Raw genomic sequence first — 14,844 nt, forward strand, 5'->3', positions numbered from 1 at the left:
ATCAATCATCGCCATCGCACTTGACCTCTTTTTTGTACTCATCTCGCTTGGCCTCGATCTTGACCTTGCAGCCACGCTCCCAGAATTCGTCTTTCCACTCGCCCCGACGCCAGTTGGCGCCGCGACCATCCGGGCATTTGATTTCTTCCTTGTATTGATCGTCTTTTGATTCGATCTTCACCTTGCATGGCCCGTCTCTGTACTCGTCCTTCCACTCGTCGCCCTCATGTCCACCGCGCCGGTGAGCCGCTCACTGTATGGTTTAGCGGCAAGTGGCTAGTGCATCAAATCTTCCCAATTGAAATCGATGGTTGGTTAGCCTGCTGAACGATTCAGCCAATACGTTGCGTCGACCGGTTGAATCCACAGCCGATTATTGCCTGTCGCGAAGGGCCGCAAACGGCCCAAAGCGCAGATTAACCCAGCGGGTTGTTCCTTCTTTCGACAACTCTGAAGGTCAATCGCATGGAAGTACCCTGTTGTTCGTGGCTAGTCAGACTGGCCTCTCCGCCAAAACTTTCCATGATCTGCTTCACCATGATCAGCCCTATGCCGAGCCTGCCTTGCTTGGTCGTATAGAAGGATTTGAAGGCCGACATTTCCTGCTGTCTTGTTAGGCCTTGACCGGTGTCATCTATGGTGAGATGCAGCCATTGTTGGGTGTCATCCAGACAGAACAGGATAGTCAATATCCCTCCTTCAGGCATTGCCTCGATCGCGTGGGCTATCAGGCTATTCATGATTTGAGACAGCAGAAGCGGATTACTGATTACCCGGGGAGTTGGCTCATTGCTGAACACAACCTGGATTCTGAATTCGACCAGTTGCGTGCTGAAGCTGCTCAGCGCTGCCTGCACCAATATCATCGGCTCCACCAATTCTGCGTCCCCGCGAATTGGGTGCAAGCACAGCAGCAATTCATGTACCCACTTCGACATCCGGTCAACCTGGCTGACGATATCGGCGATGTTCTTCCTGGCCGGCTGGCCGTCCATTTCGTCCGCCAACTCTGCACTTGAGCGGATGGAGGCCAGCGGATTGCGCAGGCTATGGGCGACTGCCGTGGACATCTCAACCAGCCCCACATACGTCTTGTTGGCGACCAGTTGGGCCTCCTGTGACGCCAGCTGGGTCGATGCCCGCCGGACAATCCAGTAGAGCCCGAAGTACAGAAGTACGCCACCCAGGGCCGTAGACAGCCAGATTATCCAGTGGCCGCGATTGAGTCTTTCGATCAGGTCGAACGGTTCCTTGTAAATTTCCACCACCGCTAAAGTGTTGCCCATGTCATCTACCAGGGGGATGTAGCTCTCGATAAAGAACATTTTCGGGGGATGCAAAAACTGCTGCTCGGGGCGGCTTACATCAGCGGTGTTGTATTCGGTGGACACGCGGTCTTTGGAATTGAATGCGGCTTCAAGCGCCTCGTTGTTCAGAAATTTCTGCCCGATCAATTGTGGATTGGTTGACCAGATCACTGTCCGCTCAGGGGAGTAGATGCTGATCAGCAGTGAGTCCGGGAGGTGTGAAAGGTGGTCGAGAAATTCGGAGCGCGCACGTTGCCTTTTCTGCGACATTTCCTCCGACAGCATTCCATACGGGGTTGCTGCCAAAACATCGCCTATCCGCATTCCCGAGAGCCCGTGATGGCTTATCTCGCTCTTTGCGATGGTCTGGATGAACTGCGCTGACAATAGCGCGTCGCGCTCCAGGCTTTCGATGATCAGAAATTGCGTCGACACGGTACCCAGCCCAAATGCAATGACGCTGATAAGAAAGAAGCTGATCAGCGAAAACCATCGCAGGAGGCTGAATTGTTGAGGGGGCCAAATGGAGTTAGCGACTCCCCTATGCAAACGCTTGAACAATGCTGATAGGGCAGGCATGGGGGAATGTCCTGTGGGGAGTTTCATTTCCGGTGCAGCAGGCAGAACCTCTACATTGAGCCTAAATCAATGCCAGCATTCTCCATGCCATAAACGGCGGCCAGGTTCGGGGCTTGGGCCGTCAGTCTTTGAACGAACTCAGGCTGCAAGCAGAGCAGCCTTAAATCGGGGCAGTGAAGCCAACTATGGGGGTAAATTCCCCGGTGAGTGGGGATGTCATTGGGCACAAGGATTGGGGCATAGCTTATGGTGACTGTAGTCAACCAGCGTTTTCCCCCTGAGTACTGGTGTTTCAGGGGCACATCGCGAATGGCTGGTTCTGGCCGATTTTTGCCTGTCGTTAAGGGCAGTAATCGACCGATTCTGTTGAAAAAGTCGACCATGGTTTCCACGGCAGAAAAATACGCGTCTGAGATTGAAATCTTTACTTTTGGCTGAGGCTTCCGGGTTCAGATTTCACGTAGCAGCGTGTAAAAATGGCGTTTTCACCAGTCAATATTCAGGCCATTTGGGCGAATCGACTTTTTCAACAGAATCGACCCAAAGCCGACGATCACAAGTGCCAACGAAACACGTGGCAATTCATCCTGCAGACATGTTTGCTAGCTGATTCCGGTGCGGGCTGGCCTCCCCTTCTTCTTGGCGCTGACTAGCAGGACGGCAGGTCTTGCTTACTGAGTGAATCTGCATAGTTGATCTGAGGTGCTATGCCAAGGCAGTTGGTTGGCCGGTGCAGTTGACTAACTCCTAAGTATGTGGCCGATGATTATGGTGGTTATATGGCCAAGAGGATGCCGCAGTATCTGCCGATGTACTGGATGATGGGGCGGCCAGTTCCTCCAGGTGGGTAATAATGTCGTCCGGTTTGAGCACCAGTACGTCACTGTCCAAGGTGTCCAGAATCATCTCGGCGGTATTGCCGATCAATGCGCCGGACAGTCCGGTACGGGCCACGCTACCGATCACCGTGAGTACGGCTTCGAGCTTGTGCGCGATGTACGGGATCAGCACATCGGCCGAACCTTCCTCGATATGCAGGCGTTCGTCGCTGACGTCGAATTCGGCCTGGAATGTCTTGCACAGTTCGCGATAGAGAGCCTGAATGCTCTCTTTGAGTTGGAGTACGGGGTCGGCCGCCGACAGCATGGGATAGGGGTGGGCGCTCATCATGTGTAGAGTGCCGCCGGCCAGTGCGGCGATGTCGTAGCCGTGGCTGACGATGCCGGAATGTAGGACGCGATGCTCCATATCACTGCTGCCAGCATCGATGGCCGCGAGAATGGTGCCACCGCTCCAGGGTCTTGCGGTTTTTACTATAAGCACTGGGCAGGGGCAGTATCGCAGTAGCTTCCAGTCCTCGGGGGTGAGAAGGGACTTCATCAGCGGGGTGTCGGGCAGGTGCTGCTTGATGACTAGGCCACAGCCCTCCTCCCGTTGGGCGGCGATGATGGTCTTGTGTGAGCTCCCATGCCAGGCCTGCTGGGTGCTGACGCTATAACCCTCCTGTACCAAGCCGTCTTGCATGTCGCTCAGGTAGGAGGAATGGTGGTGTCCTTTGTCGCAGGCCAGCAGATGCAGGTGCGACTGGGTGGCGCTGGCAATCATTTTGGCTCTATTCAGGATCAGTCCCTTGGACTGCTTCGAATCCACCACCACCAAGGTGTTGCGAATGGTGTGCATGAGTGTCTTCCTGTGCGTGAGTACAGTTTTTTTTATGTGGGGCAGCGTTGCTGGCGCACTTGGCCTATGCCCCTTCGGGCGGGTTGTACGCGTTACTGGCCAACCCTTGCCCGCCCGTCAACCGGAAGCTCACTTACCGACATCATGCACGCGACAGCTAAAATCGAATTCTACCCGCTCAGTCCGATTGTTAACGCTTGAATCGAGCTGGCTTTAATAACCGGAACGGCTGCTGATCGCTCATGCAACTGCGCAAGCTGACTCCACAGCGCTGGCGCTGTTGTTCCATTGCATCTATATTGAGTTGTAACGCGGCCGGTACACTTGGTGCCGGATGAACTGCGTTACTTCTTGTTGGCTGAGCTGCTGGCAAATAAAGCGCGTGAGCGTCTGCCGCTTTCAATGCCGTGGCTGCCTGCGCCTATCCGCCCGCGCAAATACTACGCTTAGGTGGATACCCCCGACCTTGGTGGAATGAATCGAGTTGCTTTCTTGTGGGCGCTTTTTGCGCGCTCAACTCAATGGCTAAGTATGGTGGCTATTCTGCTTAAAGCTTAGGTAGTTGGTCGACTGAGTTAGTTGATTTTCACCTAAGGAAACTCTGAACAAACCCCATTCGATCTGAAGAAAAGCACCGCTCTCGTTGGCCGAGACGCCTGAAGCAGATTACCTTTTTCGATGCCAAGCACGCCGAAAAACGCAAGCAAACTCGTCGCGAGCGCTTCCTGATTGTGATGGATCAGGTGGTGCCATGGACTGAGCTGGTTGCTTTGTTCAAGCCCCGTTACCCGGAGAGACAACGCAGTCATCCGGCGTAACCGCAATTTGGACTTGCCTGAACGTCAGTTTTTGGCCGATTTCTGCCTTCTACGACCGGCTGCAACCGACTGAAGCGGCCCTTCTCGACCAGTTAAATCCATGTCGCCTCAGGGCAAACAGCCCCTACCAAAAGCGGTCGGTAAAACAGGGTCGCTACTCTCTCCATAAATGGGGTACTACACCCACCCAACCAGGCGTTTACCACCAAATTTGAGGAATATTCCCACCTCACCCGTTCTCTCGCTTGAAACCCTCGGAAACAGCTTGTTAATTCATTTGAACTTTTTCCTCGCCCTATTGAAATGGCTCATTAGTTGCACTCCCCCCCTGGGACTCGCAACAGCTGTCGTCCCTGACATCATGGAGACGGCAGGGCTCGCCAGATTCGGTATGACGCGAGAGGTGAGAAATGAAACGCGCAACACCACCATGCGGTTCCATCGCCTTAGTGCCCAAGTCAAACCTGTGATGCGTATTCCACGCAAACGTGAGGATGGGTAATGGCTTCCACTGATAGATCAATTGCTCGAATCACGAAACGGCCGATGCCCCTTTATAAGCAGCTCGCTGAGTTGAGCCTGATGTTTATCGCGTTGGTGATGACGCTGGCGCTGTCCGCTGTACTAGCGATGGAGTTGACCCTTGGAGCAGTGCTATGACGAGTCCGGTAAAAGTAGATGAGAGCCCCGCTGATTTTTTGTCTTTAGACGAAGCACGCGCAGTGATCGGGGCCAGCCTGAACATCGATGCTGCGCAGCTAAAAGTGTGCCGTATCTGGCCCGACAACTGACAGGCTGGTCGACAGGGGTACGCTCTGCGTGACTTTGGCCAAGCGAATACCACCGCGTTACGAATAACGTACTGAAAGGAACCCCGCCATGCCGATGATCGACAGCGAACACCTCAAGCCCGGTCTGCGACCGGTACAGATAGCCGAAGCGGCTTGGTATAAGGCATTGAAGGCCCGCGAAGTGGCCGCTCCCGAAGATTTGCCCGCCGCCAGTGAAGCGGCCGATAAGGCACTCAGGGCGTATAACGATGCCTGCGTGGAGCTGTATGGCTATATTCAAAGCGCGGTGCAAAACGCCGAAGCGGAGGCCGTACAAAAAAGGTAGCCCAGTATCCCGAACCTAGGGCCGAACAGATGGTGCTGCTTCAGGGGGAGCCTGCTGAGGACTCGTGCTTCAAAGTCCACCCCGCGCAGGGCAGCGCACGAAACTAGGAATGCGGATTGATCGAACCGGGAGGAATCTGTAATGAGTATCCAAAATCGCAAACTCACAGATTTCATCTTGAAGGCCGGCGCGTTTGAGGCTACGCATCGGTTTCAATGGGCTTGAACTTCACTACCTCCTTGCCAAGCCATTCGTTGATTCGATCAAGCTTGAATGACCGCTTGTGGGTGTGGATTCAACCGATCGGGAAGTAATGCAAGGGAAAGTCTGAGAAATATCGTCTGGCTCTCGGTATTTGATTCTCCGACGGTGCGTCGGCACGACCTCCAGCTGATTGCAGTCATGCACATGCACCACTGGCCGCATTGAATTTGGTGGAGTAGGTGGGGGATTGGTAAGCCAAGGTTTTACCTCAGAAAAGAGGACTGGCATTTGATCTCGCTGTGGACGAGGCCCTATACCTCTTGCCTTAGTCCTTAAAATAACCTGGTTATTTCATTCAAGATCCGATCCTGGATTTGAGTACTTGGTCTATGGCGATAAGCCACTGCTAAAAAAGCAACTCCTTCGTAGTCGCAGCGGATCGAAAAAGTCATACCTTCACGAAACCCAAAGACTGATCTGTCTCCTGCATCAACAAAATATCTCGCTTTTGTAAGAGCCGCTCGGGCGTGCTTCAGGCAGTCAGTTTGGCTAAGCGAGTGTTGTATCCAGCTAGTAGTGACACGCACAGACGAAGTCTCGCTATCATCGATAGGTGGTCGAGTAATTTCTTTGGTGGGTGTGATAATATTTTCGTTACTGGTGCAAGCGATCAGCCCCATTAAGATAACAGTAAGTAAAAAGCCAAAACGAAGTCTCGAATGCTTAAGTGAGTTTCGCATCGCGGGGCGTTCCTCTGACGATGTGCAATGAATGAAGTTGCAGTTACTAACGTAATAGCGGATTTCTGATTTTTTGCTACCTGTGATCAGCGAATGCGACCAATGGCCGTACGTAGACCTGTCATGTGGTTTTTCTCGATTTTTATGCTGACTAACCGAACGTTCAGGTGAATCATGTCGCCCATAGGGTGAACTATGTCACTCAAAAATACCTTCAGGTCACATGCCATTTGTCGATATTACGTTAGCTCAAGCCGCTCTAATGCATAATTCTTACCTACCAAGGTAAGTTCAAATGTGGTGGCGCCGAACGTTCCTCGTGTCACTTTTTGCCTCACAAGACGTTTAACTTTGAGTTGATTTAAATCGGCTTTAACTTCTAACTTACTGAGTGAAACAAGTTTGCAAATCGAGTCTAAATTTGCAGTTTTCCTGAATTTTGCATGATAGGCTAATACTTCCATTAGTAGCGTTTGGTTATCTGTCAACTGTGGAAGCTGAGGGTTGTTCACTTTGTAAACTTTTCGCTCTATCTTATGTAACTTGCCGTAAGCTCCGTCGGTGATGCGGGCGTAGTAAATCGCTACAGACAGCGTGCTGATTAAAATCGCGATAATCGTCAGCAGAGACCAATTTAGCATTGGCGTTTCCAGCAAAAGCCAATCCCAAAAACGTAGCAGCCAGCCCGTGATATCTGCCAACAACGTCAGGTCGAAGTAGGTGTCGAGCAGCTTCATGGCAGCCCAAGCGACAAGGAAACCACCAGCCGAGTAGGCCATAGCCTTGAACGTGAACGGGGCATGCTTGCCTTGTGCTGCCATGCTGCTCGTCTCTAGTGTAGAAACAGATGTTGTTAGCATAGCAGTGGAAAAGTGGCCCTCTGGCAGCCGACCTGCAAGGTCAGCTGTTGGCCGATTCTGTTGAAAAAGTAGCTCCCCTGTCTGGCCTGCGGCAAAATTGCTTCATTGGCCGGCGGGGATCACACAGCATGATGGGACAGTTATCGAGTGGGCAGGAGCGACTGTTTTACTCGTTCAACCTTGAAGATCACATCCCAGCCAATCACCTTCTGCGCAGCATTGATCGGTGTCTCGATCTGAGTGATTTGCGCCATCACCTCGCCGACTTCTACAGCCCGATTGGGCGCCCGTCGATTGATCCTGAATTGATGATCCGCATGTTGATCGTGGGCTATTGCTACGGCATTCGCTCAGAGCGGCGGTTGTGCGAAGAGGCCCATTTGAACTTGGCGTATCGCTGGTTCTGCCGATTGAGCCTTGAAGATGAAGTCCCCAATCACTCGACCTTTTCCAAAAACCGACACGGCCGTTTTCGGGACAGCGATCTCTTTCGCTGGCTGTTCAATGAAGTGCTGCATCGTTGCATGGACGCAGGCTTGGTCAAAGGTGAAGGCTTTGCCGTGGACGCCAGCATCATCAAAGCGGATGCCAGCCGGCAGCGCGGTGTACCGGGTGATGAACAGGTCAACTGGAGCGATCCGTCCCTGAGCACCCGCGCCGTGCGTGAGTACCTTGAAGGCCTCGATGAAGAGGCTCTGGCCGAAACGCTACCGAAGCGCCTATCGCTGACTGATCCTCAAGCCCGCTGGACCGCAGCTCCAGGTGGCCCAGCGTTCTACGCTTACTCCACTAATTATCTGATTGATACCGAGCACGGCGTGATTATGGATGTGGAACCCACACCGGCTCATCGAACCGCAGAAGTCGAGAGCACCAAGACGATGATCGAACGGGTCGAAGCGCAGTTCGACATCAAGCCGGAGCGCCTCATTGGCGATACCGCTTACGGTACCGCGCCGATGCTGGCCTGGATGGTGGAGGAAAAAGACATCGAGCCGCATGTGCCGGTATGGGACAAAACCGAGCGCAAGAACGACAGTTTTTCGAGCAACGATTTCCACTGGAATGAAGAGGCTGAGGAATACCGCTGTCCAGCCGGCAACGTATTACGCAGCGAATGGCGAGCCTTCAAGAACGAGCGTTCGCACGTCACAAAAGCCAACACCATCATCTTCCGATCCAGACAGACCGACTGCGCAACATGTCCGATGAAAGCCAAGTGCTGCCCGAACACTTCGATTCGCAAGATCGTCCGCAGCGTCCATGAAGCCGCTCGTGATGTCGCTCGACGCATCGCGGCGACGCCGGAGTACGTGCGCTCTCGCCACGAACGTAAGAAGGTCGAAATGTTGTTTGCCCACCTCAAGCGCATCCTGAAATTGGATCGCTTGCGACTACGGGGCATGAGTGGCGCGACCGATGAGTTCACGCTAGCGGCAGCGGTGCAGAACCTACGTCGGCTGGCCAAACTGACATCTCACGGGCCACCAGTGACGGGATAGGTGCGCCTGCACTAAACCAAAAACCTCAAATTAACCCGATAACGACGCAGCAAAGGTCAATGAAGGGCCGAGAAACCACACCAAGTGGTGAATAGGCTCTCCGGTGGTAGCTGTACTTGATTTTACTCAGGCTGAAAATCCGACTTTTTCAACAGAATCGGCCGATGGCTGCCCTTGGCGAGAGGCAGCTTTTGGCCGACTCTTGCCTGTCATCCAGGGTAGCTATCGGCTGTGTATTCAATCTGTCGAGATTCTGCTGCGCGTCATGTGTATGAGTGCCGATCGGCCGTTTCCCAAAGAAGGTCGCTCCTCAATGGCATAAGGCACAAACCCAAGCTTGGGGTAGAGCAGCAACCCTGCCGTGTTTTCGTTGAAACAGGAAATCTGCACTTCGTTGGCTCCGTAACGCTCGAATGCCAAGCCGGTCATCGTCTCTACGATAAACGTGGCCACTCCTTCGCCCCGAGCGCTCGGCGAGACGATGGCATTGCCGATACAGCAAACGCCATTGCGTTCAGCTCGATAGAAATTGGCAAACCCAACGACAGTCCCATTGATCTCCACGACGGTAGAGTCAAAGCGTTGGGAGATCGCGGTAATTAATTGCGTTTCCGTTAGCGGGAAGTGCGCCTTCGGAAACATGAAAAACAACTCTTGAGCGTTCTGAGGAAAGCCGCAGATCACTTTAACGTCGCTAGCCTTCACTGGCCTGTGGTTCAGTTTCATTGCTCGTCTCTAAGCTCCATGAATCAGTACTTTAGCTGAGTCCCAAGGCTAGCGAAGGGTGATGGAAAGCAATGGCATGTCCGCAAATGGCCGATTGCAGCTGACATGCAGGGAGGTTGACGACCCGAAATAGTCATTTACCAACGAGTGCAGAGCATCCCTTTGACCTTAACATTCGAACTCTTCCAAACAATCAGAAAGTCATGGAAATTGGCCATAGCACTAGCTCCGTTAGCAGAGGGGCTAAGCAGATAGCATAGTAGGGCGTCCGGCAGCGCAAGGAGGCGGATCTATTTTCTACAGCCAGTCGACCGCTTTGTGGCCCTCACTACCGGCAGTAACCGCCTCTAGCTGCTGGTGGTCGCCGTTTGGTCGGAATGTAGAGTTTGTGGAGCTAAATCGACTCCAGTTTCTTACCCAGGTTCGATCGGCTGCTTTTGGCCGTTTTCAATCTGTCGCTACCGACTGAAAACGACCCATTGCCCTTCATTTCTGTATGCTTTGATGAAGTACCGTTGCTCCTCTGTGAACACTACTACTCAATGAAAACCCTTGGACGTACGCAAACTGACTGATTGCCCGTAGAAATTTTACGTAAAATTTACGGGGTTTTGAGGTTGAGCATCCGATACTGCGCGGCGTTAATTTGGCAGGCTACTTTTATGTCCCTCGCAGCAATGCGGCTTATCGGCTTCATCTTAGGCATTTTTCTGATCACGCTGGCCGTAAGCATGGCTATTCCCATGATCACGCTGGTGGCCTATGAGCGTAGCGACGATCTTTCTGCCTTTCTCTGGTCGAGTTTGATTACCTTCATTTTTGGCCTTCTGTTGGTCGTGCGGGGGCGCCCGGATACTGGCCAGCTTCGTCCCAGGGATATGTACCTGCTGACTACCGGAAGCTGGGTGGTTGTGTGCACCTTCGCGGCGTTGCCAATGGTGTTCATCAGCGATATCAGCTACACCGACGCGTTCTTTGAAACGATGTCTGGCATCACAACCACTGGCTCGACTGTACTCACCGGTTTGGATAGCTCATCTCCCGGCTTGTTGATATGGCGCTCCATGCTGCATTGGTTGGGAGGCATCGGTTTTATCGGCATGGCTGTGGCGATCCTTCCACTGTTGCGAGTAGGCGGCATGCGTCTGTTCCAGACAGAGTCCTCAGATTGGTCGGAGAAAGTGACGCCGCGTTCCCATGTGGCAGCCAAGTACATTCTTTTGCTCTATCTGGGGCTTACTGGCATCGGAGCTCTGGCGCTCTGGCTCGCTGGGATGACGCCATTTGAAGCGGTCAACCACGCAATGTCGTTGATCTCTACCGGGGGGTTCTCAACTTCGGACGCCTCACTTGGGCATTGGACGCAACCAGCTATTCACTGGGTGGCGGTGGCCATCATGATTCTGGGTAGCCTGCCCTTTACCTTGTACGTTGCGACATTGCGGGGCAATCGGCGTGCGCTGATCAAGGATCACCAGGTACGCGGATTCATTGGATTCTTGCTCGTCACATCGCTGGCGGTGGGTACCTGGCTTTGTTTTCACAGCGATTACGGATGGTGGGATGCGTTTCGTATCGTGGCAGTCAATGTGACCTCGGTCGTCACGACCACTGGAATTGCGGTTGGCGACTACACGTTATGGGGCAGCTTCGCTGTCTTGTTGTTTTTCTATCTGACCTTTGTCGGCGGATGTTCAGGCTCAACTGCAGGCGGTCTCAAAATCTTCCGCTTTCAGGTTGCTGCCGCTCTGCTGGTCAGTAGTTTGAAGCAGTTGATCCATCCTCGAGCCGTGATTCAGAAGAAGTACAACGGCCATCCCATTGACGAAGAGATCTTGCGCTCGCTTTTGACCTTCTCGTTTTTCTTCACCATCACAATTGCCGCTATCGCCTTGGGCTTGGCTCTCATTGGGCTTGATTGGACAACAGCGTTGAGCGGTGCCGCTACTGCGGTGTGTAACGTCGGGCCAGGGCTTGGCACGATCATTGGGCCGGCAGGTAATTTCTCATCGTTACCTGACGCAGCCAAATGGTTACTGACTGTTGGAATGCTCCTAGGGAGGCTGGAAATCCTGACTGTGTTGGTGCTCGTAACTCCAGTTTTCTGGAGATATTGACCTTTACAGTAATTGAGCTGTATCACCGACTTTGTCGGGCTCTGGGGCCAGTTTAAAAGGTGCATGGAGCATGACCGTCGTCGCCGTTGAGAAGCAGGTCGAAGGTCAGATCATCCGCTGTCTCGACTGGCCGTAGTCAACCCAAAGCTGCCGATAAAGACCCGCAGATATCGGCCAAGATCATTACTGAAGATCGCATAGGCTGCATCCAAGGCGCCAACAAGACTGCACAGACGATCGCTTTCTATGGTGTTCAATCGCCCCCCTGCCAATACCCTTCTAGAAAATGTTGCAGGTGCTATGCACAAGTACTGACGAAGCCAACTCTCGGGCACATCCAGGATGAATGCCAACCGTTTTAAAAAAACCAGAGGCAAACCCTGATGAACCAATTTTTGCAACTCCACGCCGCGAGACGGTATTCCCAACATCCCCCATACATTGGCTGGAACAAATCCGACGGGGACATATTCTTTGATGGATAAATCCATGAGCACAACATACCTCTGGAATATCGGAATGGGACGTCAACCGATCTTACAGGCTACACATACCGCCATGCCCCTTTCAAACCCATGAACCTCTTGCCCCTCAATCGAAAAACCAATAATCCACGGTGCACAACGCAGCCCTGCAGTCTCATGGACAAAGTGCCACTAGACATCACCGTTCAGACTCCGTAGCGTTCAGCAGACATAGGTAGCTGCGTCTTGGCTTATAAAAGGACTTGTGATGGGCGAATGGTCAAAGAAATTGGGTGAGCGTGGGGAACACGTTGTTGAAACCCTCCTCAACCTCATCGGGTGGAAAGCGGCGCTCAAGGGAACAAGCATCGATTGCGTCAAGCCCAAGCCGCACAGCACAACTGATAACCCGAGACAGACGCATGGCGCGGATTTCATCTTCAGCTGCCTATCTCCCCTTGAGGATGGCGTGCTCAAGCACATGGTCATCTCGTCGAAGTTTTCGAGCGTGCCCTACCCCACTTCACCGGGAGCCAAATTCAAAGAGCACTTCGTCGACCTGGCGACAACGGTCGAATGCTTCAATCGCTCGACCGTGAAGAAGTCCATCAATACCGGCTACTCCAATGCCAGCTCTCAATCGATTGCGGGCGTCCTGTTCTGGCTAAGCGCGAAATCAGACGCCGAGGCAGATGTGGTCAGTCAGGTTGCTGGCTCGCGAAAGCTGGATGACTCCAATTACGGGACTATCTATGTAATCGATAACTGCCGCGCGAGCTTTCTGTTCGACACCATCACTTACGTCAGAAACACGTTCGGTGCGCAGAACGTGAGCTTCCTGTACCCCTCCACAGGGAAGAACGTCAGCCCCATCCAAAGGCTGACTAACGGCCCGATTTTGCCCCCTGAGTACCTCAACAGCGGTCTCATTCCTTTCTTTGTTCAGGAGCACGGCAAGAAACAATTGGTCATCTGCTGCCAGGACGAGTTCAGCGAGGAAGCCGTGAAACGCATGATCGGATTTTCGATGGCAATCGCCCTTGAATTTCCACATAAAGTGACGCTCGCATTCCCTGACTATAACTACGTCGAACACGAAGAAATCGCGAATATTGCCAAGGTGGCAATCGCGAATAAAGAATTCGCCTCCATAGTAGATGTGGAGTCTTACCTGGCAGATTTTAGAGGTTGATACAGTGAGCAATCAGAATATTGACTCGATCCTGCCGCAAGGTGAGGCATTGCGCACCTACCTGGCCCAACCCTACATTGGCGCAGGCGATATCAAAACCGTACTGAAGAGTCGGGGCGTCTTCATCAATAGTCAGGAAAAAGAGCAGTCTATCCCTGCACTGACGCTTTCCCTGATCAGGCCGAGCGAATTTTCTCAACTCCAGCTTGCCTACACGACCAAGGAAGACAATCCAAAGATCACCACCCAAACGATCAAGTGGCTCGGACAAGATACGTTACTCGACTCTGTCCCCGATTTGATCGACGTAAACAAACTCCTTGACCTCGACTTCGTAAATTTCAAGGTACTGGGGACACCAGGTTTCTACCCCGTCAACAAAGACTTGGACACCATCCGGATGGACTACCTTCTGGAGCGAATTGATCGATCCAAAAGCTGGGCGGATTCCCACAAGACCTTTAAAGGGTCAATCGAGATCAAGAAAAACAAGGCCCAAGACGAACTGATTCTGATCAGCACGCATACCGCGCCAGAGACAAGAACCACGAACAAGGCGATGTCCAAGTACTTGGTCTCGCACTTCAAATCGGTTAAGCAAATCGACGAGAACGAGACGGTCACGTCGATCCGCTTCTGCGATTTCACCAACGAAAACAGATTCCTTTATCTATTGGGTCTGACCCAGTACAGCCGTTTGGTGGCCATCACGTTCCTCGAAATCGTGGACATTGGGATAGCCCCTGACCCTGACAATTTGCTCCCAACCGATTTGGGGTGGATGAAGGAGAAAATTCGCAATCTTGATTTGAAGGGATTCAGCCTAGAGGATTCGGATTTTCTCTCCAATGTAGGCTATCGACCGAGCCTGTTCCTGCATCGCCTGGACGCCAAGTTTCGCTTCAGCACGTCGGGGCTCGATGGCAATTGCGTTATTTCCCTTGGCTTTCCAGAGTTCTCTGCCGGCCAGAACAAGGACAGCGAAATCGAACTGCGGATCAAGCAGATCACCTTCGACAATACAGGCAAGACGATTGATAAGAACGATGCGAAGGAGACGATCTTGAAGGAACTGGAGTCAGAGAAAATTGAGACGTTCAAGACGCTCTCGATTCCTGGTAAACCAACGATGTCAAAGTCGCTTTCACCTCATTAGTGGATCTGAGCGAACCAGCGCCATTCGAGCTCGGTGTGGCGCTGCGTTGTGCCCTACTGCACATGCAGTGCCCTACAGGATGCACACCTGAGATTATTTGGACGCATTCGAGCCAGTTTGTTTGCTGACTAGAACCAACCTCTGTGACCAGCGATGTGCCCTGCGAGCAGCAATCTTTGCCGGCAACAATCAAGAGCCCGGGGGCGACGTTTTCTGCCAAGCCATCCTGATACACCTGAACGGATCTTCGCCCGTCGAACAGCGTAGCCAAAGGAGATACCGTCGCATTTCTACAAATAGCTCTCTGCTCTTCCCTATCGTATCGGAGGTCGAGGGCTACATCAAAAGCGTGCTGATCGAGCCTTCGCAGATGATCGACTTCG

Annotated in this window: 12 protein-coding genes and 1 pseudogene; 7 read left to right on the top strand and 6 right to left on the bottom strand. The window is 52.7% G+C overall.

What is annotated here, in order from left to right:
• Window position 1: 1 nt before the first annotated feature.
• The 3 genes from AC3IX1_RS14580 to AC3IX1_RS14590 form a co-directional block, all read right to left on the bottom strand.
• Entirely contained in the window at window positions 2-181 is a 180-nt protein-coding gene (locus tag AC3IX1_RS14580) for a hypothetical protein (RefSeq protein ID WP_489384676.1), read from the bottom strand.
• Window positions 182-416: 235 nt separating this feature from the next.
• Window positions 417-1,886, bottom strand: a complete 1,470-nt coding sequence (locus AC3IX1_RS14585; protein ID WP_489384677.1) for a sensor histidine kinase — start codon at window positions 1,884-1,886, stop codon at window positions 417-419.
• A gap of 747 nt (window positions 1,887-2,633) precedes the next feature.
• Entirely contained in the window at window positions 2,634-3,566 is a 933-nt protein-coding gene (locus AC3IX1_RS14590; RefSeq protein WP_489384678.1) for a universal stress protein, read from the bottom strand.
• 656 nt (window positions 3,567-4,222) lie between these two features.
• Here AC3IX1_RS14590 and AC3IX1_RS14595 point away from each other — a divergent pair.
• The 3 genes and pseudogenes from AC3IX1_RS14595 to AC3IX1_RS14605 all read left to right on the top strand — a co-directional run.
• Window positions 4,223-4,381 (top strand): annotated as a pseudogene (locus tag AC3IX1_RS14595) (IS5/IS1182 family transposase); the annotation flags it as partial.
• Window positions 4,382-4,885: 504 nt separating this feature from the next.
• Entirely contained in the window at window positions 4,886-5,044 is a 159-nt protein-coding gene (locus tag AC3IX1_RS14600; RefSeq protein ID WP_489384679.1) for a hypothetical protein, read from the top strand.
• Between the two features lie 219 nt (window positions 5,045-5,263).
• A complete protein-coding gene (locus tag AC3IX1_RS14605; RefSeq protein ID WP_489384680.1) occupies window positions 5,264-5,500 on the top strand; it encodes a hypothetical protein in 237 nt (78 codons plus the stop codon).
• Between the two features lie 1,183 nt (window positions 5,501-6,683).
• Here AC3IX1_RS14605 and AC3IX1_RS14610 read toward each other — a convergent pair.
• Window positions 6,684-7,265: a hypothetical protein gene (locus AC3IX1_RS14610; protein ID WP_489384681.1), complete on the bottom strand. Its 582-nt coding sequence runs from the start codon at window positions 7,263-7,265 to the stop codon at window positions 6,684-6,686.
• 167 nt (window positions 7,266-7,432) lie between these two features.
• Between AC3IX1_RS14610 and AC3IX1_RS14615 the strand changes: the two genes are divergently transcribed.
• Complete coding sequence (locus tag AC3IX1_RS14615) at window positions 7,433-8,806, top strand: transposase (protein WP_489384682.1); 1,374 nt, start codon at window positions 7,433-7,435, stop codon at window positions 8,804-8,806.
• A gap of 237 nt (window positions 8,807-9,043) precedes the next feature.
• On the opposite strand, the gene AC3IX1_RS14620 is transcribed toward AC3IX1_RS14615, so the two are convergent.
• Window positions 9,044-9,532 (bottom strand): GNAT family N-acetyltransferase, encoded by a 489-nt coding sequence (locus tag AC3IX1_RS14620; protein WP_489384683.1) that lies wholly within the window; start codon window positions 9,530-9,532, stop codon window positions 9,044-9,046.
• Between the two features lie 662 nt (window positions 9,533-10,194).
• Between AC3IX1_RS14620 and AC3IX1_RS14625 the strand changes: the two genes are divergently transcribed.
• Window positions 10,195-11,649, top strand: a complete 1,455-nt coding sequence (locus AC3IX1_RS14625; RefSeq protein ID WP_489384684.1) for a TrkH family potassium uptake protein — start codon at window positions 10,195-10,197, stop codon at window positions 11,647-11,649.
• A 110-nt stretch (window positions 11,650-11,759) separates the two neighbouring features.
• On the opposite strand, the gene AC3IX1_RS14630 is transcribed toward AC3IX1_RS14625, so the two are convergent.
• On the bottom strand, window positions 11,760-12,140 hold the full coding sequence (locus AC3IX1_RS14630) for an antitoxin Xre-like helix-turn-helix domain-containing protein (protein ID WP_489384685.1): 381 nt from the start codon (window positions 12,138-12,140) through the stop codon (window positions 11,760-11,762).
• Window positions 12,141-12,381: 241 nt separating this feature from the next.
• On the opposite strand from AC3IX1_RS14630, the gene gapS4a reads away from it, so the two are divergent.
• Window positions 12,382-13,305, top strand: coding sequence for a GapS4a family protein (gene gapS4a / locus AC3IX1_RS14635; protein ID WP_489384686.1), 924 nt, complete (start codon window positions 12,382-12,384; stop codon window positions 13,303-13,305).
• Between the two features lie 4 nt (window positions 13,306-13,309).
• Entirely contained in the window at window positions 13,310-14,461 is a 1,152-nt protein-coding gene (gene gapS4b, locus AC3IX1_RS14640) for a GapS4b family protein (RefSeq protein WP_489384687.1), read from the top strand.
• Window positions 14,462-14,844 lie beyond the last annotated feature (383 nt).

This window comes from Pseudomonas sp. KH_046_2 (assembly GCF_057838985.1).

What these genes read in the sequence shown, in the direction of transcription:
- AC3IX1_RS14585 (WP_489384677.1), bottom strand. Translation starts at nt 1,886, where the DNA reads ATGCCTGCCCTATCAGCATTGTTCAAGCGTTTGCATAGGGGAGTCGCT.
- AC3IX1_RS14590 (WP_489384678.1), bottom strand. Translation starts at nt 3,566, where the DNA reads ATGCACACCATTCGCAACACCTTGGTGGTGGTGGATTCGAAGCAGTCC.
- AC3IX1_RS14600 (WP_489384679.1), top strand. Translation starts at nt 4,886, where the DNA reads ATGGCTTCCACTGATAGATCAATTGCTCGAATCACGAAACGGCCGATG.
- AC3IX1_RS14605 (WP_489384680.1), top strand. Translation starts at nt 5,264, where the DNA reads ATGCCGATGATCGACAGCGAACACCTCAAGCCCGGTCTGCGACCGGTA.
- AC3IX1_RS14610 (WP_489384681.1), bottom strand. Translation starts at nt 7,265, where the DNA reads ATGGCAGCACAAGGCAAGCATGCCCCGTTCACGTTCAAGGCTATGGCC.
- AC3IX1_RS14615 (WP_489384682.1), top strand. Translation starts at nt 7,433, where the DNA reads ATGATGGGACAGTTATCGAGTGGGCAGGAGCGACTGTTTTACTCGTTC.
- AC3IX1_RS14620 (WP_489384683.1), bottom strand. Translation starts at nt 9,532, where the DNA reads ATGAAACTGAACCACAGGCCAGTGAAGGCTAGCGACGTTAAAGTGATC.
- AC3IX1_RS14625 (WP_489384684.1), top strand. Translation starts at nt 10,195, where the DNA reads ATGTCCCTCGCAGCAATGCGGCTTATCGGCTTCATCTTAGGCATTTTT.
- AC3IX1_RS14630 (WP_489384685.1), bottom strand. Translation starts at nt 12,140, where the DNA reads ATGGATTTATCCATCAAAGAATATGTCCCCGTCGGATTTGTTCCAGCC.
- gapS4a (WP_489384686.1), top strand. Translation starts at nt 12,382, where the DNA reads ATGGGCGAATGGTCAAAGAAATTGGGTGAGCGTGGGGAACACGTTGTT.